General features: G+C 61.7%; 20 protein-coding genes. 10 read left to right on the top strand and 10 right to left on the bottom strand.

Features of this window, described 5'->3' with window-relative positions:
• The first annotated feature begins 35 nt into the window (after positions 1-35).
• The 5 genes from ftsZ (at position 36) to EII26_RS00635 (ending at position 5,634) form a co-directional block, all read left to right on the top strand.
• A complete protein-coding gene (ftsZ, locus tag EII26_RS00655) occupies positions 36-1,226 on the top strand; it encodes a cell division protein FtsZ (RefSeq protein ID WP_124887202.1) in 1,191 nt (396 codons plus the stop codon).
• A gap of 100 nt (positions 1,227-1,326) precedes the next feature.
• A complete protein-coding gene (locus EII26_RS00650) occupies positions 1,327-2,169 on the top strand; it encodes an SPOR domain-containing protein (RefSeq protein WP_124887201.1) in 843 nt (280 codons plus the stop codon).
• 167 nt (positions 2,170-2,336) lie between these two features.
• Complete coding sequence (locus EII26_RS00645; RefSeq protein WP_124887200.1) at positions 2,337-3,674, top strand: bifunctional folylpolyglutamate synthase/dihydrofolate synthase; 1,338 nt, start codon at positions 2,337-2,339, stop codon at positions 3,672-3,674.
• Positions 3,675-3,677: 3 nt separating this feature from the next.
• Positions 3,678-4,469 (top strand): polyphenol oxidase family protein, encoded by a 792-nt coding sequence (locus EII26_RS00640; protein ID WP_124887199.1) that lies wholly within the window; start codon positions 3,678-3,680, stop codon positions 4,467-4,469.
• A 196-nt stretch (positions 4,470-4,665) separates the two neighbouring features.
• Positions 4,666-5,634 carry a Gfo/Idh/MocA family protein gene (locus EII26_RS00635; RefSeq protein WP_124887198.1) on the top strand — a complete coding sequence of 323 codons (969 nt, stop codon included), beginning with the start codon at positions 4,666-4,668 and terminating at the stop codon, positions 5,632-5,634.
• 105 nt (positions 5,635-5,739) lie between these two features.
• On the opposite strand, the gene dhaM is transcribed toward EII26_RS00635, so the two are convergent.
• From dhaM to dhaK, 3 genes are read right to left on the bottom strand one after another with little or no spacing between them, the layout of a single operon-like run.
• Positions 5,740-6,120 carry a dihydroxyacetone kinase phosphoryl donor subunit DhaM gene (gene dhaM / locus EII26_RS00630; RefSeq protein WP_124887197.1) on the bottom strand — a complete coding sequence of 127 codons (381 nt, stop codon included), beginning with the start codon at positions 6,118-6,120 and terminating at the stop codon, positions 5,740-5,742.
• A gap of 12 nt (positions 6,121-6,132) precedes the next feature.
• A complete protein-coding gene (gene dhaL / locus EII26_RS00625; protein ID WP_124887196.1) occupies positions 6,133-6,759 on the bottom strand; it encodes a dihydroxyacetone kinase subunit DhaL in 627 nt (208 codons plus the stop codon).
• 51 nt (positions 6,760-6,810) lie between these two features.
• The gene (dhaK, locus tag EII26_RS00620) at positions 6,811-7,803 is read right to left on the bottom strand and encodes a dihydroxyacetone kinase subunit DhaK (RefSeq protein WP_124887195.1); all 993 of its coding nucleotides are present in this window, start codon (positions 7,801-7,803) and stop codon (positions 6,811-6,813) included.
• Between the two features lie 358 nt (positions 7,804-8,161).
• Between dhaK and EII26_RS00615 the strand changes: the two genes are divergently transcribed.
• The 5 genes from EII26_RS00615 (at position 8,162) to EII26_RS00595 (ending at position 11,966) form a co-directional block, all read left to right on the top strand.
• Positions 8,162-8,782: a tetratricopeptide repeat protein gene (locus EII26_RS00615; protein ID WP_124887194.1), complete on the top strand. Its 621-nt coding sequence runs from the start codon at positions 8,162-8,164 to the stop codon at positions 8,780-8,782.
• 176 nt (positions 8,783-8,958) lie between these two features.
• Positions 8,959-9,972 (top strand): 3-oxoacyl-ACP synthase III family protein, encoded by a 1,014-nt coding sequence (locus EII26_RS00610; RefSeq protein WP_124887193.1) that lies wholly within the window; start codon positions 8,959-8,961, stop codon positions 9,970-9,972.
• 82 nt (positions 9,973-10,054) lie between these two features.
• Positions 10,055-10,579 (top strand): nitroreductase family protein, encoded by a 525-nt coding sequence (locus EII26_RS00605; protein ID WP_124887251.1) that lies wholly within the window; start codon positions 10,055-10,057, stop codon positions 10,577-10,579.
• A 20-nt stretch (positions 10,580-10,599) separates the two neighbouring features.
• The gene (locus EII26_RS00600) at positions 10,600-11,184 is read left to right on the top strand and encodes a DsbA family oxidoreductase (protein ID WP_158612066.1); all 585 of its coding nucleotides are present in this window, start codon (positions 10,600-10,602) and stop codon (positions 11,182-11,184) included.
• Between the two features lie 29 nt (positions 11,185-11,213).
• A complete protein-coding gene (locus EII26_RS00595) occupies positions 11,214-11,966 on the top strand; it encodes a tellurite resistance TerB family protein (RefSeq protein WP_342447290.1) in 753 nt (250 codons plus the stop codon).
• Between the two features lie 89 nt (positions 11,967-12,055).
• Here the strand turns inward: EII26_RS00595 and EII26_RS00590 are convergent, their stop codons facing one another.
• The 7 genes from EII26_RS00590 to EII26_RS00560 form a co-directional block, all read right to left on the bottom strand.
• A complete protein-coding gene (locus EII26_RS00590) occupies positions 12,056-12,679 on the bottom strand; it encodes a V-type ATP synthase subunit D (protein ID WP_124887191.1) in 624 nt (207 codons plus the stop codon).
• Positions 12,680-12,694: 15 nt separating this feature from the next.
• Positions 12,695-14,104 (bottom strand): V-type ATP synthase subunit B, encoded by a 1,410-nt coding sequence (locus EII26_RS00585; protein ID WP_124887190.1) that lies wholly within the window; start codon positions 14,102-14,104, stop codon positions 12,695-12,697.
• On the bottom strand, positions 14,094-15,818 hold the full coding sequence (locus EII26_RS00580) for a V-type ATP synthase subunit A (protein WP_446718747.1): 1,725 nt from the start codon (positions 15,816-15,818) through the stop codon (positions 14,094-14,096). Before EII26_RS00580 ends, EII26_RS00585 begins: the two co-directional genes overlap by 11 nt.
• A gap of 124 nt (positions 15,819-15,942) precedes the next feature.
• Entirely contained in the window at positions 15,943-16,281 is a 339-nt protein-coding gene (locus tag EII26_RS00575) for a V-type ATP synthase subunit F (RefSeq protein ID WP_124887188.1), read from the bottom strand.
• Positions 16,271-17,275: a V-type ATPase subunit gene (locus tag EII26_RS00570; RefSeq protein ID WP_124887187.1), complete on the bottom strand. Its 1,005-nt coding sequence runs from the start codon at positions 17,273-17,275 to the stop codon at positions 16,271-16,273. Before EII26_RS00570 ends, EII26_RS00575 begins: the two co-directional genes overlap by 11 nt.
• A gap of 11 nt (positions 17,276-17,286) precedes the next feature.
• Positions 17,287-17,865 (bottom strand): V-type ATP synthase subunit E, encoded by a 579-nt coding sequence (locus EII26_RS00565; protein ID WP_124887186.1) that lies wholly within the window; start codon positions 17,863-17,865, stop codon positions 17,287-17,289.
• A 14-nt stretch (positions 17,866-17,879) separates the two neighbouring features.
• Positions 17,880-18,359, bottom strand: coding sequence for a V-type ATP synthase subunit K (locus tag EII26_RS00560; protein WP_124887185.1), 480 nt, complete (start codon positions 18,357-18,359; stop codon positions 17,880-17,882).
• Positions 18,360-18,432: the final 73 nt, after the last annotated feature.

Here is an 18,432-nt window from a genome sequence, read left to right as displayed (position 1 = left end):
GTACTTTGAAACGAAAGCGGCGGGGAGGACTATAGATGGACCAGGAACAGATGTTTCAGCTCACCGATTCCATGAAACGGCGGGAGAATATCATTGTCTTCGGGGTCGGCGGCGGCGGCGGCAATGCGCTGAACCACATCATCAACTCCGGTTTGGAGGGGGTGGAGTTCGTCGCGGCCAATACGGATGCCAAGGCCCTGGCGATGAATAAGGCCCCGAACAAGATCATTCTGGGAGAAAAGCTGACTCGGGGGCTTGGCGCCGGTGCCAATCCTCAGGTGGGAATGGATGCGGCCAAGGAGTCCATGGACCGCATCAAGGAGTACATCAACGGGGCGGACATGCTCTTCATCACGGCGGGGATGGGCGGCGGAACGGGTACCGGTGCGGCTCCCGTAATTGCCGACGTAGCCCGGGAGATGGGGGTCCTGGTCGTGGCGGTGGTGACCCTGCCCTTCAGCTTCGAAATGCAAAAACGCTTCCTGACGGCGCAGGATGGCATTGCGCGTCTGAAGGACAACGTCGATGCCCTGCTGGTGGTCGAGAACGACAGGCTGCTGGGATTGGCCGACGAGCGTCTGCGTCTCGTGGATGCCTATCAGATGGTCGACGAGGTGCTTCGCCAGGCTGTCCAGGGCGTGACGGATCTCATTGTGAAGCCGGGGGTCATCAACCTCGATTTCGCGGACATCAAGACCGTGATGCGCAACGCAGGGTCCGCGATCATGGGGATCGGAGTCGGGGAAGGAGACAGCCGCGCGGAGCTGGCGGCGAAGGCGGCCATCAAGTCTCCGCTCATGTCCATTCCGATGCAGGGGGCCAAGGGCATTCTGTTCAACGTCACGACGGGGCCCGACGTCACTCTCACCGAGATGGTCCGAGCCGCCGAGGTCATCAAGGCTACGGCGGATCCCAAGGCGGAGGTCATCTGGGGGCACGTCATCGACGAGGAGGTCGGGGAGACCATTCGCCTGACCCTCATCGCGACGGGATTTCCCGAGGGCAAGGGCAAGCAGGGAGGCGCCCCGGACAAGGGGAAGAAGGATGTGCCCTCTCCCTCCGTCAGAACCATTTCCTCGCTTTTTTCCGCTAAAAAAAATGAGGGTACCGGTTTCGAGGAAACGCGTTTGCAGTCCCCGGGAGATGAGGAGGTGGATCTCTTTCGTGGGGTCCCCAAGACGACCTACGATCTGCCCGCCATATACCGGAAGCGTCAGCGGGAATAGGGGCTTGCGACTTCTTGTATAGGGAGGAGTTGGAGTTTTGACGTCAAGGGAAGCTAGGCGTTACAAAAGTAGAGGGTTCTCGATTTCCTTTGGGGATATCATGTTGCCCCTCGTCGGAGTCGTGGCGGTCGGGCTCCTGGTGGTTGGGGGAAAATTGTTTTTTCTCAACGGAGCTCGTTCGGAGCGAAGGGCCTCGCCGGTGGTTGCGGCCAAGGAGGAGGCACATGTTGCGGACCCGGCCGGTCCGGGCGATTTGCAGCCTCTGCCGGCGATGACCTCAGGAGGGGCCCCGGAGGGAACGGAAGCGTCGTCGTCACTCGCGGTGGCCCCTCCTGATTCTCCGGGATCGTCGGAGGGGGTCCTGCCCTCTCCGCGCAGGACCTCGCTGGCTATGGATGTCCTGGCCATCCCTTATGGGAACACCTCTCCGGGGGCGATCGACAAGAAAGAGGGGAGAGGGGAGAAAAAGGCCGAGGCAAAGGTCGAAGCCAAGAAGGCTGCTCCCAGGAAGAGCGAGTCCAAGCGCGTGGAGGTCGTCGTCTCGTCCCCGCCCGCAAACAACGGGGCCAAGCAGGGCGGTTCGGCCTCGTCGCCGGCTCCCAAAAAGATCTCCTACAACCGTCCTCCGGCCAAAAGTGTCCCTGCGCCTTCCAAAGCCCCCGCAAAGACGGCACCGCCGCCTGTTGCACCTCCCGCCCCCAGAAAAACCGAGGGAGGCGAGTGGCGAGTTCAGGTCGGCGCCTTTTCCACCAAGGAGGCAGCGGCCGAGACTTCCCGGAAGCTCTCACAATCCGGTTATAAGGCGTCGGTGGTTTCCGGGCCCAAATTTCATCGGGTTCTCGTTCATGCGGGGGCGACCCGGCAGGATGCCTCCTCGCTCATCTCTCGTCTGGCCAAGGCGGGCTTTTCCGGGGCTTTTTCCATTCCGCCCACCTCTCGTTGACGCTCCGAGGTCGTTGGGGTTTCAAAACGAGAGTGGTCGGGGGAAGTGCCCCTTTCACGTGCAGATCGGCCTCCCAAGTTGTTGGGGCTCCAACGACGTCGGGGGCTTTTTTGGTGCCGTCGTCTTGCGGTTGGGCAAAAGGGGAGAAGGGGGCGGGGGAACTCGCGATGAAGCAGGGATTGGGAACGTCGGAGCGCGTGACTTTCGACGACGTTGAGTCACGGTTGATGCTTGCGGCCTCCTCGGGGGGCTCTCCCGGTCTGGAGAGGATCGGGCACCTGTTGAGGCTTCTGGGCAATCCCCAGAATGCCTATCCGGTTCTCCATGTGGTGGGGACGAACGGCAAGGGGTCGACCTGTGCTTTCCTCGCGTCCGTTTTGAGGGCCGCGGGCTATCGGACCGCATTGTACAGCAGCCCTCATTTGGAGACGCTTGGAGAACGATTGCTGATCGATGGGCGTCCCCTCGATGCCGACCGATGGGGGGAGGCCGTCACTCGTGTTCTGGAGACGGTGAGGGGAGATGCACCGCTTGAAGGGGCCCCTCCCTCCTATTTCGAGCTTATTTCGGCGACGGCCTTCCTGCTCGCATCCGAGGAGCGGGTGGATGTCGCCGTGGTCGAGGCGGGGTTGGGCGGCAGGCTGGATGCCACGAATCTGTCGGAAAATGTCGTCTGTTCCGTCGTCACCTCCATCTCCATGGACCATACCGAATACCTGGGAGATACTCTCGAAAAGGTTGCCGGAGAAAAATTTGCCGTTGTGCGTCCTGACGTTCCCGCATGTTTTCTGGGGGACAATCCCGGCTTGATTCCGCTCTTCAAGTCCTTCTGCAACCGACGGGGAGCCCTGCCCTTCGTGGTTTCCGAGGTTGCGGAACTGGAGAACGTCCGTATCGACGAAACGGGATGTTCCTTCGACTTTCGTTCTCCGGGCCTGGCCTTGAAAGGGGTCCGTACCCGTATGATCGGCCGCTATCAGGTGTCGAACGCAGCGCTTGCCCTGTTGGCGATCGATCGGGTTCGGGACCGGTTTGTCCGGTTGTCGCCCGAGAGCGTCCGGAAGGGTATGGAGATCGCTTTTTGGCCCGGACGCTTGGAGCTGCTGGGGCTGCACCCTCCGGTACTCCTGGATGGAGGGCACAATCAGGACGGGGTCGACAAGTTGGTGAAGAGCGTACGGGAGCTCTGGCCGAACCGAAGAATCGGGGTCGTGTACTCGACGATGAGGGACAAGGACTACGGTTCATGCCTTGAACTGCTGGCGGAACTCTCTGCGGTTCTTTATGCAACCTCCGTTCCCGGGGTCTCCCGGAGCCTTCCCCCCGACGAGCTTGAGCGGGCGGCATCCCGCTTCGCCTGGCGGGCTCCGCCCCGCAGGTTCGAATTGCCGGTCGAGGCCCTCGATGCTGCAATGGGGGAGAACGATCTGGTCCTTGTCTGTGGGAGCTTGTATCTGATCGGCTGGATCCGCCCCGTCCTGACGAGGCGCTTGGAGGGGGAATAGAATGTGAGCTGCAATTTCACGAACGGGAGATGCGAGCCGGAGAACTTCGAGTGGGCGGAAAAGGAGGGGCAACATATCCTGGATTTCGTCCCTGCCCCGTCTTTTGTGCAGGTCCGTCTGTTCATGAGGGGGAGCCTTGTGGATTCCACGGGCGGCCGGGCGGCGATCATTCGAGAGCGTTTGAGTCCCTTGCTGGGAAATTCCCTGCCCCTGCTTGCCCCCAGACAGGTTCATGGGGTCGAAGTGCTTGACTCCGCCCTCGAAAACGCTCTGCCCGAAACCCCGGAGGCCGATGGTGTCCTGCTGACGGATTCCGAACTGGAGGGGTCGCTGCGATTTGCCGATTGTGCTCCCGTAGTCGTCCTACCTTCGGAGGCCTGGAGTCGCAGTCATGCACCTTGGGCGCTGCTGCTGCATTCCGGGTACAAGGGAACGGTGCAGAATATTGTCCGTGCAGGACTTCGAAAGGTGGAAGCTCGATTTGGCCCCGAGGCGGTGGCGTCGGCTTCCGCCTGGGTTGGCCCGTGTATTGGAGGGGGGAGCTATCCTCGCACGATGGAGGCGTGGACCGCTCGGGGGCTCGAGGCCTTTCATGCCGAAAACGTGTGCGGGACGGAGGGACTTTTTTACTTCGATATTGCCGGAGAGCTCCGGCTTCAGTTGATGGAATCCGGGGTCGACGCGTCCCGAATTTTCGTCTCCCGCATCGATACGCTCAAAAACATGGACAGATGTTACTCTTACCGGGGTGGGGACAGGGAGGACAGAATGTTTCTCCATGCCCGGCTGCTGTGATGCACGGTTGGGACGGTCTCCGCCGAAGCACGTTTTTCCTGAGGGCCGGGGAGGGGACGTGTCGGGCTCGTGTCTGGATGCCACGAAACGATGCCGATCGGGGATAAGATAGACAGAGATGGAGATACGGAACTTCCGGGGCGTTTCCGTTTTCTCTCGCGCCCACGTCCGGATGGAAGCTTGGAGGATGACCGTGATGGAATCGGCAATCAAGAGGGTCGGCGTGATCGGCGTCGGCCATTTGGGGCAGCACCACGCCCGTGTCTATACGGAGCTTTTGGACGCACGCCTGGTCGGCGTTGCCGACAGGGACGAGGGACGCTCGCGGATGATCGGCGACAATCTTGGGGTGCCCGCTTACTCGACGATGGAGGAACTGATCGATCGTCAGGCTCCGGATGCGGTCTCCATCGTCGTTCCAACCAGCCTGCATTACGACGTGGCCAAGAGGGCAATGGAGGCTGGAATCCATGTCCTGATCGAAAAGCCGGTAACGACTCGTCCGGATGAGGCCGAGGATCTGCTGAAACTGGCCGCCCGAAACGATCTGGTCCTTCAGGTGGGGCATATCGAGCGTTTCAACAGCGCGGTGCGCTATATCTCCCAGACCGTCCATACGCCGATCTACCTCGAATCCAAAAGGATCGGCCCATTCTCTCCACGCATCAACGATGTGGGGGTCGTCCTGGACCTGATGATCCACGATATCGACATCATCCTCTCCCTGGTTCCCTCTCCGATCGCCCGGATCGCAGCGACGGGGCGATGCGTCCACACGGACCACGAGGATATCGCCGACGCTCAGATCGCCTTTGAGAACGGGGTGATGGCCCACATCCTGGTCAGCCGGGTCTCCGAAAAGAGGCAGAGGCAGCTCGACATCATGGAGCCTCAGCGGCATATCTCGGTGAACTACGAGACTCAGACCGTTCAGATCAGCCGGTGCGTTCGGGATGGCGGTGGCCAGACGGAGATTCTGGAGACGCCCATCTTTCCGAAAAGCGAACCCCTCAAGCTGGAGCTGGCGCATTTTATCAGCTGCGTTCGGGAGAGGCGTCAGCCGCTGGTGGGCATCCGGGACGGCAAGCGTGCTCTCGAGGTGGCTATCGAGGTCCTGCGTCAGATCCACGACAGTCCTGAGGGCCGGGGAGCGGTCTGCGCTTAGTGAGGCGCGCGACCGATTCCTGCTCTCGAATCCTGAGCGGTTTCGACACGACACCGCGCCCCTCTATGGGCGCGGTGTCTCGGTAAAAGTATAAGCGGGCCGGCCTCAGAATTTCTTGTAGGCGCTCCAGTCGCTGGCCACGGCCTCGATCTCGTCAAGAGAGCTTCCGGCGATGCACTCCATGGCGATGACCACGGCCCCCTCCGCAACGGGGCAGTCCATCAGCCGCACTTTGCGCTCGCCCATCGATTCCAGGACCATCTCCGCGGTCATGACCGCGCTGCCCATATCCATGAGGATCGCCACGCCGTCGCCGGCGTCGACTCGTTCCACAGCCGACGAGATCTTTCCGAAACTCGTGCCGGGGCTGCCGTCCTCCAGTCCTCCCGCCGCGGCGATGGGGGCCTCCACCGCCATGAGACGCACCAGATCCACGATCCCCTCCGCCAGCTTCTCGATGTGGGAGACGATGACCAAGCCGACCATGATGTTTCCTCCTTATTCGAGCGACTCGAGAAGCGCTTCCAGCATCAGCAACGCGGAGGTGGCCCCCGGGTCCTGATGGCCGAGGCTGCGCTCGCCGAGATAGCTGGCGCGTCCCTTTGTAGCGATAATCGTCTTTGTGTGCTCCACCCCTTCACGAGCGGCATCCACAGCCCTCTCCAAAGCGCGCCTGGGGGAGGCGGCCGAGGCGTGTTCCGCCTCGAAGGCCTCAAGGGCGGGGATCAGGGCGTCGAGCATCGTCTTCTCTCCTTTTTCTGCCTTGCCGCGCTGTCGGATTCCCTCCACTGCGGCGTCGAGCAGGGCAAGAAAATCCGCCCCCTGCAGAACGGTTTTGCCCGCAGCGGCAGCCCCGGCCCTCATGAACGCCGTGCCGTAGAGGGGGCCGGAGGCCCCGCCTACGGTGGAGACCAAGGTCATTCCCACATTTTTCAGGATCGTCGCGATGTCCTTGTCCTCCATCTGAGGCAGCTTCTCCATGACGGCCAGAAAGCCTCTCGACATGTTGATGCCGTGATCGCCGTCACCGATGGCGCTGTCCAGGCCGGTCAGGAAATCCTTGTTCTCCTGCAGCCTGAAGTTGATCTTCGACAAGATCGTCAGGATTTTTTTAGAGTCCGTCATTCTCGTTCTCCACCGTCGTCCTTTCGCCGTCCTCTCCGTAGTGCCTTCGTGTCAGGCTTCGATGAAGGCCGGGGTATCCGCCCGGGCGTCCAGGAGTTCCCTGAGCTCGTCGTCAAGACGCAGCAAGGAGACGGAAAGCCCCGCCATCTCGATCGATGTCATGTAGTTGCCGACGTAGGTTCTGTAAACCCCGATGCCTCGCTCCGTCAGAATGTCGTGCACCGCGTTGTTGACGATGAAGAGCTCCATCAGCGGAGTCCCACCGGCTCCGTTGACCATCACGGCGACCTTCCTGCCGGAGTAGTCGAGGTCCGCGAGGACCCTGTCGAGCAGCATCACGGCGATCTCATCCGCAGCGCACAATTTTCCCCGTCGGGTCCCCGGTTCGCCGTGGATGCCGATGCCAATTTCCATCTCGTCGTCCGCCAGCTCGAATCCCGGCCGGCCTGCTGCGGGAACCGTGCAGGGAGCCAAGGCCGCGCCCATGGTGCGCACGTTGTCGATCACCCTCTGCCCTATGGCCTTGACCTCCTCGAGGGAGGCCCCCTGTTCTGCCTTGGCGCCGGCGATCTTATGGACGAACACGGTCCCGGCGACGCCGCGACGTCCCGTCGTGTACAGGCTGTCCTGGACGGCCACGTCGTCGTTCGTGACCACATGGTCCACAAGGATTCCCTCGTCTCGGGCCATCTCCGCGGCCATCTCGAAGTTCATGACGTCGCCCGTGTAGTTTTTCACCACCATCAGGACGCCCTTGTCGGTCGCGACGGCCTTGATCCCCTCGAAGATCTGGTCCGGGGTCGGGGAGGTGAAGACGGCTCCGGCCACGGCGCAGTCCAACATCCCCGTGCCCACGTAGCCTCCATGGGCGGGTTCGTGCCCGCTGCCGCCGCCGCTGATCAGGGCGACCTTACCCTCCTTCTTCCTCGCGCGGACGACCACGTTGCCGCAGTCCAGTTTGCGCAGGTGTTTCGGATATGCCTTGACCATGCCCTCGACCATCTGACTTTCGACAAGTCCTGCATCGTTGATGAATTTCTTCATAGTCCCTTCCTCCCTCTCAATTTTGATGGAATCCGAGGTCTCGGATGGATTCCGGTCGGCAACGTGGGGATGGTTTCACGGAAAAGGCCGCGGCAAGGTTGCTTCTTCTCCCAACCGAATTGTAACATTCTTCCCGAGACCCAACAACGAAATGCCGGATGGCATTTTCCTCTCGCCTTTTCCCCAGGTCGGTCACTTCGCCTATTTTTCGACGGTTGCGTTGTCGAAAGGGGGGGGAACAGTTAAAATAACTCCGGCAAGAGGAGTGTCACCAGGTAATAAAACCAAGTATGCAACGCGGCATGATTTGGTAAGACGCACGAAGGGGGCGGGATGTGTGTTCGCCGTTAAACGAAACTTGTGGAGGCGGATTTTCTGCGCTCTGTCCTGGATTTTGTTATTCGCCTCGCCGTCCGCTTCGGGGGCGGCGGCCGGTCGGTCCCTTGCGGAGCAGGATCAAAGGGCCCTGGAGATTCGGCTGGCGATCTCCCGTCTTCCCGAGGAGCGGGTCGAAGAGCGCGAATCGCTTTATTACGAAATCGTGAAGTCCTGTCCGGAGACCGAGGCCGCCGAAGAAGCGCTCTGGACGCTGTCCAATCTCTATCTCGACTCCTTCCCCGAGCCCCGGGAACAGATGGCGCGCGAGGTGCTGGAGCTCTTTTTGGCGCACTATCCCACCTCGAGATGGGGCGTTCAGGTTCGAAACCGATTGGTCCTGCTGTATGAGGGAACGGAGAACCGGAGCCGGGTCGTGGAGCTCTGTCGGGAGCTTCTACGGGCCGGGGCTATGGATCTGCCATCGTCCTATCGTCCCTTTCTGGCCTTGACCGAGGCCGAGGCCTGGGATCAGGCGAATGAGACGGAAAGGGCAAGGGAGGCCTATGCGGCCGTGGTTCGGGACTATCCCGAGACGCCCCAGGCCCAGAGTGCCGGCCGGCGCCTTGCCGAGATCAAGGCCAAGGGCTCGGGGAAAAAATAAACGGTGCCGGACATCGATGGCCCCGGTATATCGATGGGCGATACGCCTGCGGGCTCTTGCATTTGGGCTTGTCCCTTCGCACCGGGCCTTGTTTTTGTTCGCGTTCGTGCTTTCCAATGGAACTTCAAAATTCGATAGATCGTATCGAAACGCATGATGATGGAGGCTAACACAGAATGGGTCAAGAAGCGGCCGTGAGGGCCATATCGGTATATCTTCCGGAGCGGGTCCTGGACAACGCGGAGCTGGTCCGCCAATTCGGGACCTGGACGGAGAGCAAGATTTTCGGCAAGACCGGCATATCGGAACGGCATGTCGTCGAGGATGAAAAGGTCTCCGATCTGGCGACGGCCGCGGGGGAGCGGCTTTTCGAGGAGCATGGCGTCGATCGGAACGAGATTGATTTCCTGCTGCTCTGTACGGAGTGTCCGGACCACTTTCTTCCGGCCACAGCCTGTATCGTACAGAACCGGCTGGGGTTGAGAAGGGACATCGGCGCTCTGGACTACAATCTGGGGTGCTCCGGGTTCATCTATGGGCTGGCCTTGGCCAAGGGGCTGATCCTGGGGGGCGTGGCAAAAAAGGTCCTGTTGATCACGGCCGAGACCATAACCCGAACCATACACCCTCAGGACAAAAGCACACGGACCCTTTTCGGCGATGCGGCGGCGGCGATTCTCGTGGAGTCGTCCGATGAACGGGGGATCGGGGAGTTTGTCCTCGGTACGGACGGCAGCGGGGCCCAAAGGCTCATCATCCCGGCCGGTGCCTGGGCCCTTCCCTCTTCCCCGGAGACCCGCGTGGAGACTCGGAACAAGTGGGGGAACGTCCGTACCCCCGAGAACCTTTATATGGACGGGCCCGAGATACTCAAATTCTCCATGGAGATTGCCCCGGGATGCATGCACGACGTCTTCAGGAAAAACGGGACCTCCCTGGAGGAAACGCAGTTTGTCGTGCTGCACCAGGCCAGCCACATGATGCTGGAGAAGCTGCGCGACCTTCTTGCCGTCCCCGAGGAGAAGTTCGTCTTCGACATCGAGAAGTACGGCAACACCGTCAGCTCGACCATCCCGATCGCCCTTTACGACACAATGCGGTCCGGGAGGCTCGTAAAGGGAGACTCCGTGTTGGTGCTGGGGTTCGGCGTCGGGCTCTCCTGGGGGGGGACGATTCTGCGCATGGTTTGATCGGTGCTTCGCTGGAAGTGGAAGACGAAAAGGGGTTAGTTCTTCCTGGGATTGCGCTGTTGTGTCGAAAGGGGCTGAACTGATGGAGAACTGGGAGCTTTTGGACGGTATACGTGCACGCCGAAGTGTGAGAAGCTATTCCGAGAGGCCGGTAGAACAGGATAAGATAGACTTGCTTCTGGAGTGTGCCTGTGCTGCGCCCAGCGCGGCCAACAGACGCCCCTGGCATTTCGTGGTGATTCGGGAACGCAGGACCCTGAACGCTCTGGCTGAGGCGCATCCTTACGCCAAGATGTTGCTTCAGGCTCCGCTGGCCGTGGCCGTGTGCGGGGCTATCCTGCACGAGGGGCATGAAAACCCTTGGTGGGAGGAGGACTGCGCCGCGGCAATGCAGAACATTTTGCTGGCTGCGGAGGGGCTGGGACTGAATTCCGTCTGGCTTGGAGTCCGCTGGGGGCGTGATGATCTACCTGAAAAGATCGAGGCCCTGCTGGGAGTGCCCCAGGGGATCCGGGTCATGGGCATCGCCGCGATTGGCTATGGTGCCGAGAACAAGCCGCCGCATCGTGGTATTGATGAGGGGGCCGTGCATCTCGAGCGCTGGTGAGCCGAAAGGAGAGCGCTATGATGATCAAGGTTTATTTCGATTTCTTGTGTCCTTTCTGTTATCTTGGTCGGGGCTTCTGGCTCAAGATGCAGGAGGAGCGCCCCGTGGAGGCGGAGTGGGTGCCCTGGGAAATTCACCCGGAATATCCGCCCGAGGGCGGACCGGCGAAGAGCGACGCCAAGGCGGAGGCCGATCTCAAGCGATACCGTGCCCTGGGCGGCGAGCTTCGGCATTTCGAGGCGACACACGTTTCGCCGAATACCCGAAACGCCCTGATGGGGCTCGAGTTCGCCCGGGCTGCCGGCAGGACGGATGCCTATATCGAGCGAGTCTTCCAGGCCATTTTCGTGGAGGATAAGAACGTCTCCTCCGTGGAGGCTGTTGTGGAGCTCGGAAGCGAGGTTGGGCTGGATGGGGAGGCCCTCGGCCGGAGCCTTCGGGAGGGGAAGTATGGGGAGATCCTCGCCGAGCGCGATCGTGAGGCGGAGGGGATGGGCCTCGAGGTCGTCCCTTCCTTCGTGCAGGATGGGAACTTGGTGCTGGCCGGCTCCACGACGATGAACTTCGAGGAATTCCGCTCGAAGTATCTGGCGGTCTGGGGCTGAGTCATTTATATCGGAAGGGGGAACGGTTTATGGCGGCAAATTTTATGGAGATGCTGGGGGCTCTGACCCGAAGTGGTCTCGCCCCTTCGTCGGAGGGACGGATGCGGAACGTTTTGGATCTGTTCTCCGGGAAAGAATCTGCTGGCCTTCAGGAGATGTTTTCCGGCCTCCTAGGACGCGGACAATCTTTTATGAATCGCGCGGAACAGGCTGTCGGTGGAAGGGAAAATCTTGCCGCTGCCGGCGTTGGCGCTTTGCTTGGCGCTCTTTCCGGAAGGTCGAGTGCCCCTTTGAAGGGACTGGGCGGTGGCCTGATGGGGCTCCTTGGAATGATGGCCTTCAAGGCCCTCAAAAATGCCGGGCAGAATCCTCAGCCACCGGTGGGCTTGATCGAAAATCCAACTCCAGGCCAGGCTCAGCAGCTTGAGAATGACGCGCATCTGGTTCTTACCGCGATGCTCGATGCGGCCAAGGCGGATGGAAAAATTGATGCGGACGAGCTGAATCGCATCACCGGCAGGATGAAGGAGGTGGGGATTGATCAGGACGGAATGAATTATGTCCTTTCGCAGCTGCAGAGCCCGATGTCCACGGAGGCGATCGTTGCGGCGGTCCGAGGTCGTCCCGAGCTTGCCGCGCAGGTGTACTCCGCCTCTCTGATGGCTGTCGAGGTGGATACCCTGGCGGAGCGGACGTACCTGGAGCGGCTTGCCCAATCCATGGGGCTCACGCCGGAGGTTGTGGGCAACATCGAGCAGCTTGTGGGGATGCAATCGGCATAGTGCCGTCTTCGGACTCATCTTGGAGAGTGTCTCCATAAAAAAACTCCCCCTCCTGCGAGGGGGAGTTTTTTTATGGAACAGGTTCGTCTTCAAGCCGATCGGACGATCTCCTTGATCTTCATCAGGCGGCTGAGGGTCGAGCGTTCCTGCTCGTCCAGCTTCATGCTGATGTAGCGGATGGTCTCCTGCAGATTGGGGATCATGACGTACTCCAGGGCGTTGACGCGCCGCCGGGTACGTTCGATCTCGCCGGCCATCAGGCGGATGGCCTTCTCCTCGGCGGCCAGTTCCAGCAGGCGGAGGATCAGTTTGCTGAACTGCTCCAGAGCCACATCCAGCAGCAGGGGGACGGAGACGAAGCCGTAGTTTACGGGGTTGCCTTCCTGCTTGACGTCGTATTGCGGGACCATGACGCTCATGACGTTGTGCCAGTCCACGGAGAGCGTGCAGCGCGCCCCCGGAAAGATCAGTGCCTGCTCCAGGATCTCGGGGGTGGTCTGCGCCCGGGAGAGCGCAAAGGTCCCGTAGCACTCCTGAAGTTCGGCCTCGACCCTCTCCCGGAGCTCCTTGCCCGCTCGAGCCCGCTCCAAAAACGCCTTGATGAGGGCGTCCTGCTTGTCCTTCAGCAGCTTGTGCCCCCGCTTGGCCACCGCCAGGCGCTTCTTGAGCTTCGAGAGCTCCATGCGGTTGGGGTTGACGTTGATGCGTGCCATCGCTCCACCGCCTCCTTAGGCCTTTATGCCCTGTTCCGCCTTCTTGTCGAGCAGGGGTTTCAGATACTTGTCGATGTAGGCGTCGCGGACGCGCTTCAGCTCCTTCGTCGGGATCAGGGTGAGAAGGTCCCAGCCCAGCTCGAGCGTCTCCTTGACGGTACGGTTCTCGTATTCGCCCTGACGGATGTAGCGGTCCTCGAAGACGTCGGCAAACTTGGCGAAGGCCTTGTCCTCGTCCGTCAAAGCGCCCTCGCCGAGGATGACCGCGAGCTCCTTGGCCTCCTTGCCGCGCGCGTAGCCGGCGAAGAGCTGGTTCATCAGGTCGGCGTGATCCTCTCGGGTCTTCTCCTTGCCGATGCCCTTGTCCTTGAGGCGGGAGAGGGAGGGCATGACGTCTACCGGCGGATAGATGCCCTTGCGGTGCAGGCCGCGGCTGAGGATGATCTGCCCCTCCGTGATGTAGCCGGTGAGGTCGGGGATCGGGTGCGTCTTGTCGTCCTCGGGCATGGTCAGAATGGGGATCTGGGTGATGGAGCCGCTCTTTCCCTTCAGACGTCCGGCTCGCTCGTACATGGTCGCGAGGTCGGTGTACAGGTAGCCGGGATAGCCGCGCCGGCCGGGGACCTCCTTGCGGGCCGCCGAAATCTCGCGCAGCGCCTCGCAGTAGTTCGTCAGGTCGGTGAGGATGACCACGACGTGCATGTCGCATTCGAACGCCAGGTACTCCGCTGCGGTGAGGGCGATGCGCGGCGTGGTGATGCGCTCGATCGCCGGGTCGTCCGCCAGGTTGATGTAGAGCACCGTACGCTGGAGGGCGCCCGTTTTGCGGAAGTCCTCCATGAAGAAGGAGGCCTCCTCGAAGGTGATGCCCATCGCGGCGAACACGACGGCGAAGTCCTCGTGGCCGCTGATGACCGTCGCCTGACGTGCGATCTGCGCGGCCATGCGGTTGTGGGGAAGTCCGGAAGCCGAGAAGATGGGCAGCTTCTGACCGCGGACCATCGGGTTCAGCCCGTCGATCGTGGAGATGCCGGTCTGGATGAACTCCGAGGGGAAGTCCCGGGAGTAGGGGTTCATCGGCATTCCGTTGATGTCCAGCTTCTTCTCGGCGATCAGGGGGGCACCGCCGTCGATGGGCTCGCCGCGTCCGTTGAAGACGCGTCCCAGCATGTCGCGTGACACCGGCAGCGTCAGAACCTTGCCGACGAAGCGCACCTTCGTGTCGGCGATGTCGATGCCCGAGGTGCCCTCGAAGACCTGAACCAGTGCGCGCGTCGACTCGATCTCGAGCACACGGCCGCGGCGCTTCTCCCCGTTGCCGAGCTCGATCTCGACCAGCTCGTCGTATCGGACGTCGCTCGTGTTCTCCACCATCATCAGGGGGCCGGCAAGGCCCGAGACGGTCCTGTATTCCTTAGGCAACATTGCTCTCACCACCCACCGGGACGATCCCGTTGATCTGTTCCTTTATCGTATCCTCAAGCTTGTCGATCTGAGCGATCTGGGCCTCCTCGAGATAGCGCATGCGGGCGATCTGTTCGCGCACCGGGAGGTTGAAGAGCGCGTTCATGGCGACGCCCTTCCGAAGGGCGTCCATGCCCAGATGATGGAAACGGACGATGGTCTTGAGCATCTTGAACTGCTTGTCCATCGAGGCATAGGTGTCGATCTCGTGGAAGGCGTTCTGATGCAGAAAATCCTCGCGCAGGGACTTTGCCGTCTCCAGCACCATCCGCTCCTCTTTGGAGAGGGCGTCGATCCCGACCAGGCGTACGACCTCGCGCAGTTGATCCTCCTCCTCCAGAAGGCTCATGGCCTCGATGCGCAAGCCGCTCCACTCGTCGTCGAACTTCTCGTCCCAATAGGCATCCAGGCGCTCCGTGTAGAGCGAGTAGCTGGAGAGCCAGTTGATGGCGGGGAAGTGGCGCTGATAGGCCAGATTCGCGTCGAGGCCCCAGAACACTTTGGTGACGCGCAGCGTGTTCTGCGTGACGGGCTCGGAGAGGTCGCCGCCGGGGGGCGAGACTGCCCCGATGACGCTGATGGATCCCTCGCGCCCTTCTCCGCCCTTGACGATGCAGCGGCCGGCGCGCTCGTAGAAGGAGGCGAGGCGTGTCCCCAGGTAGGCGGGGTAGCCCTCCTCGCCGGGCATCTCCTCGAGGCGGCCGGACATCTCGCGCAGGGCCTCGGCCCATCGGCTGGTCGAGTCCGCCATCAGGGCCACGGAGTAGCCCATGTCCCGGTAGTACTCGGCCAGGGTGATGGCCGTGTAGATGGAGGCCTCGCGCGCCGCCACGGGCATGTTGGAGGTGTTGGCGATGAGCGTGGTCCGCTTCATCAGCGGGTGTCCGGACTGCGGGTCCTCCAGCTCGGGGAACTCCAGAAGCACGTCCGTCATCTCGTTGCCGCGCTCCCCGCACCCGACGTAGACGACGATCTGGGCCTGGGCCCACTTGGCGAACTGGTGCTGGATGACCGTCTTGCCGGAACCGAAGGGGCCTGGAACGCAGGCCGTCCCCCCGAGAGCGATGGGGAAGAAGGCGTCGACGACGCGCTGCCCGGTGCTCATCGGCACGTTGGGGGGAAGGCGCTTGGCGACGGGGCGCGGCTGACGCACGGGCCAACGCTGAAGCATCTTGACCTCGTGCAGGGTCCCCTCGTCGTCCAGTACGGCGACGACCTCCTCGACCGTGCGCTCCCCGGACTGGATGGTCTTGACCTTGCCCTTGACGCCGTTCGGCACCAGAATGCGGTGTTCGACGACGACCGTCTCCTGAACGACTCCGAGGATATCGCCCGATTCGACGAGATCCCCGACCTTCACCCTGGGCTCGAAGTTCCATTTTTTCTTGCGATCGATCGCCGGAACGTTGATTCCGCGCGAGATGAAATGGCTTTCCGCCGCCTGCTCGATCAGCTCGAGGGGGCGCTGGATGCCGTCGTAGAACTGTTCGATAATTCCGGGACCGAGCTCGACGCTCAGGGGCTCGCCCAGGCAGACGACGGGCTCGCCGGGCATGAGGCCGGAGGTCTCCTCGTAGGCCTGGATGGAGGCCTTGTCCCCCTCCAGCTCCACGATCTCTCCGACCAGACCGATCTCGCCGATGTGCACAACGTCGTACATGCTGGCACCCGTCATTCCCTTGGCGATGACCAATGGGCCGGCGATCCGCTCTATGGTCCCTTTTACCAATCTTTCATTGGGCACTATTATCGCCTCCGCTATACATTTTCCTCGAGGAAAGGGGAGCTGCCCGCCCTTCCTATCTCTCCGCAAAGATGTCCATGCCCACGGCCTTCTCCACGCTGCTGCGGATGGAGGCCAGCCCTGCGCCGGTATTGCCCGACAGTCCGGGCAGGGGCAGGACGCTGGTGGGATAGGTGTCGTTGATCTCCTCGACCTTCTCAATGAAGTCGACGAAGAGGTCCTCTTGAATGAAGACCACGGCGTAATTTTCACGGGCCAGTTTCTCGAGCGTCCGCTCGAACGTGTCCCGCTCGTTCGCCTCCAGGATGAAGGGTTTGACGCCCACGGCCTGAAAGGGGAGCACCATCTCATAGCTGCCGATGGCGGCCATCGGCAAAGAAAGGCTATCGGACATGGCTCAACAGCCTCCTTGCAAATTCACGATTCAGCCCGCCGGCTACGCAGACCAGGACGATGCGCAGATTGCGCGCCTCGGCCTCCTTGGTCAGCAGGTAGAGGAGGACGTTCGCCGGGGAGTCCATCGAAAAGCGCGCCTTTTCGAGCACCCGGATCAGGTACGCGTCGAGGGCCTTGGAGACCTCCGAGAGGGTCGTCCGGAGGTCCGACCGGTCCTGAAGGGCATCCAGCAGGGGGCCGATGCCGGTGTGAGAGAGGAGTTTGCTCCACGTTTCCAAAGGCTCCCCGAGGAGGCGCGCGACGTCGTCGGGACGGATCGTCCCGCCGGGATGAAAGAAGGGCAGCCCCTTCGCCGTGTCGAAGCCCATACGCTGGAGCCTCACGGCGCTGCGAAGGTTCTCCGCATCGATCTTGTTCCTCACCCAATCCACGATGGTCGGCATCTTCAGATTCTCGGCAAGGGAGAGCATCGTGGCAAACAAGTGGTGGTCCAGGAGCAGCTCCACCGCCTGCGCGTCCCTCGTCTGTTCCCACAGGAACCAGCAACGGGGGATCAGATCGCCCAGACCGTAGGGGAGATGGGCATATTCCTCCGTCTCGAGGGCCGAAACCAGCTCGGCGGGGTCGACGGAGCCCAAAGGCGAAAGCAGTTCGTGGCGGCGCCCCTCGGAATCCCCGCCTCGAACCTTGAAAAGGCTCTTCAGGACCACCTTGACGTTATGATAGTCGTAGGGCATCCGAAAAAGGGTCAGGAGCGCCTTGTCCGGCACGAACTGTTCCAGCTCCCTGCATGTGGCGAGCATCTCCTCGTCGATGAGCTTGTCGAAGCCGGCCTCGGCGGCCTTTCCGAGCCAACGGGAGTAAGGCGTCTCCCCCAGGGCCTTCAGGGCGTCGTCGAGCGTCGGGCTGTCGATGAGCCGGGAGAGGAAGGATGCGTCCAGAAGGCGATTCTCCATGCCTCGCAATCTGGCCACGGCATACACGTAACTCACGGTCGCACCCCCTAGGGGAACAGCTTCCTGACGACTTCGGACTCGATCTCCGAACGAATGTCCTCGAGAAGCATGTCCCAGGAACAATTGACGTCGATCCTCCCGTCCCGGAGGACGAAGCCGCCGGAGATGGACAGGCGGTCGGGGGAGAGGACCAGGGAGGTCTGATGGGCCGTGTTGTACTCGTCGAGCCAGGACTTGTCGAGGTGCTTTTCTCCCCTTCCGACGAGGACGACCTCGTGCCCCGTGCGGACGGCCTGCTCCATCAGACGGTTCGCGAAGGCCACGTATTGGTCCCGAGGCATTTCGGCCAGTCGGCGGAGGGAACTCTCGAAGGCCTCGCCGACGAGGGTTTGGCGCACGCCCAGATCCACCTTCGCAGCGTCGAGCTCGGCCACGATCTTGCGGCGTCTGGCCACCTCGGGCTCCTCCTTCGAGAGCCTTTCCCCGTAGGAATCCCGGATGGCCTTGACCTCGGCCTCCGCCTTGCCCGTGATCTCGGCGACCCGGGCATCGTTCTCGGCCTCGATCGCCCGGATCTGGTCCTGTGCCTCGGCGCTTATTCTGGCTTTGATGTCGGCAAGTGACATGCGAGCCACCCGCCCTAGAGCTGGACTCCCATAAGCATCAGGATGCTCGTCAGGAGGGCCAGAACCGCGTAGGTCTCGACCATGGCGGGAAGGATGATGGCCTTGCCCATGGCCTCGGGCTTCTTGGAGATCATCTGGATGGAGGCCGCCGAGGTCTTGCCCTGGTAGATGGCGGAGATCCAGCCGACGATGGCGATGGGCATGCAGGCGGCGAAAATCTGGAGCCCCTGGTTCCAGTTCAGGGCCACGGCTGCGCCGCCGCCGAGAAGTCCCAGCTTGTTGAGGACAAAAAAGGTGATCAGGAGTCCATAGATGCCCTGCGTGCCGGGAAGGGCCTGCAGGATGAGGCAGCTGGCGAACTTGTTCGGGTCCTCAGTCATGACGCCCGCCGCACTGCCTCCGGCGATGCCGATGCCGATGGCCGACCCGATTCCCGAAAGGGCCGCAGCCAGAGCGGCGCCGAACAAAGCCAGCGTGAGTCCCAGATATTCCATAATGTCAAGCACTCCCTTCAAAAATGTGGGAAAGGCCCGAGGGCTTTTCCCTCGCTTTTATCCGTGTTGTCCG

This window comes from Fretibacterium sp. OH1220_COT-178, assembly GCF_003860125.1.
Classification (GTDB): Bacteria; Synergistota; Synergistia; order Synergistales; family Aminobacteriaceae; genus CAJPSE01.
This window is presented reverse-complemented; position numbering and strand designations above follow the sequence as displayed.

Bases quoted from the DNA above. Each gene is read 5' to 3' on its own strand.
- EII26_RS00600 (WP_158612066.1), top strand. From the start codon at position 10,600: ATGATCAAGGTTTATTTCGATTTCTTGTGTCCTTTCTGTTATCTTGGT.
- EII26_RS00585 (WP_124887190.1), bottom strand. From the start codon at position 14,104: ATGTTGCCTAAGGAATACAGGACCGTCTCGGGCCTTGCCGGCCCCCTG.
- dhaM (WP_124887197.1), bottom strand. From the start codon at position 6,120: ATGGTCGGCTTGGTCATCGTCTCCCACATCGAGAAGCTGGCGGAGGGG.
- EII26_RS00575 (WP_124887188.1), bottom strand. From the start codon at position 16,281: ATGTCCGATAGCCTTTCTTTGCCGATGGCCGCCATCGGCAGCTATGAG.
- EII26_RS00605 (WP_124887251.1), top strand. From the start codon at position 10,055: ATGGAGAACTGGGAGCTTTTGGACGGTATACGTGCACGCCGAAGTGTG.
- ftsZ (WP_124887202.1), top strand. From the start codon at position 36: ATGGACCAGGAACAGATGTTTCAGCTCACCGATTCCATGAAACGGCGG.
- EII26_RS00650 (WP_124887201.1), top strand. From the start codon at position 1,327: ATGTTGCCCCTCGTCGGAGTCGTGGCGGTCGGGCTCCTGGTGGTTGGG.
- EII26_RS00645 (WP_124887200.1), top strand. From the start codon at position 2,337: ATGAAGCAGGGATTGGGAACGTCGGAGCGCGTGACTTTCGACGACGTT.
- EII26_RS00610 (WP_124887193.1), top strand. From the start codon at position 8,959: ATGGGTCAAGAAGCGGCCGTGAGGGCCATATCGGTATATCTTCCGGAG.
- EII26_RS00595 (WP_342447290.1), top strand. From the start codon at position 11,214: ATGGCGGCAAATTTTATGGAGATGCTGGGGGCTCTGACCCGAAGTGGT.
- EII26_RS00580 (WP_446718747.1), bottom strand. From the start codon at position 15,818: ATGACGGGTGCCAGCATGTACGACGTTGTGCACATCGGCGAGATCGGT.
- EII26_RS00565 (WP_124887186.1), bottom strand. From the start codon at position 17,865: ATGTCACTTGCCGACATCAAAGCCAGAATAAGCGCCGAGGCACAGGAC.
- dhaL (WP_124887196.1), bottom strand. From the start codon at position 6,759: ATGACGGACTCTAAAAAAATCCTGACGATCTTGTCGAAGATCAACTTC.
- EII26_RS00590 (WP_124887191.1), bottom strand. From the start codon at position 12,679: ATGGCACGCATCAACGTCAACCCCAACCGCATGGAGCTCTCGAAGCTC.
- dhaK (WP_124887195.1), bottom strand. From the start codon at position 7,803: ATGAAGAAATTCATCAACGATGCAGGACTTGTCGAAAGTCAGATGGTC.
- EII26_RS00635 (WP_124887198.1), top strand. From the start codon at position 4,666: ATGGAATCGGCAATCAAGAGGGTCGGCGTGATCGGCGTCGGCCATTTG.
- EII26_RS00560 (WP_124887185.1), bottom strand. From the start codon at position 18,359: ATGGAATATCTGGGACTCACGCTGGCTTTGTTCGGCGCCGCTCTGGCT.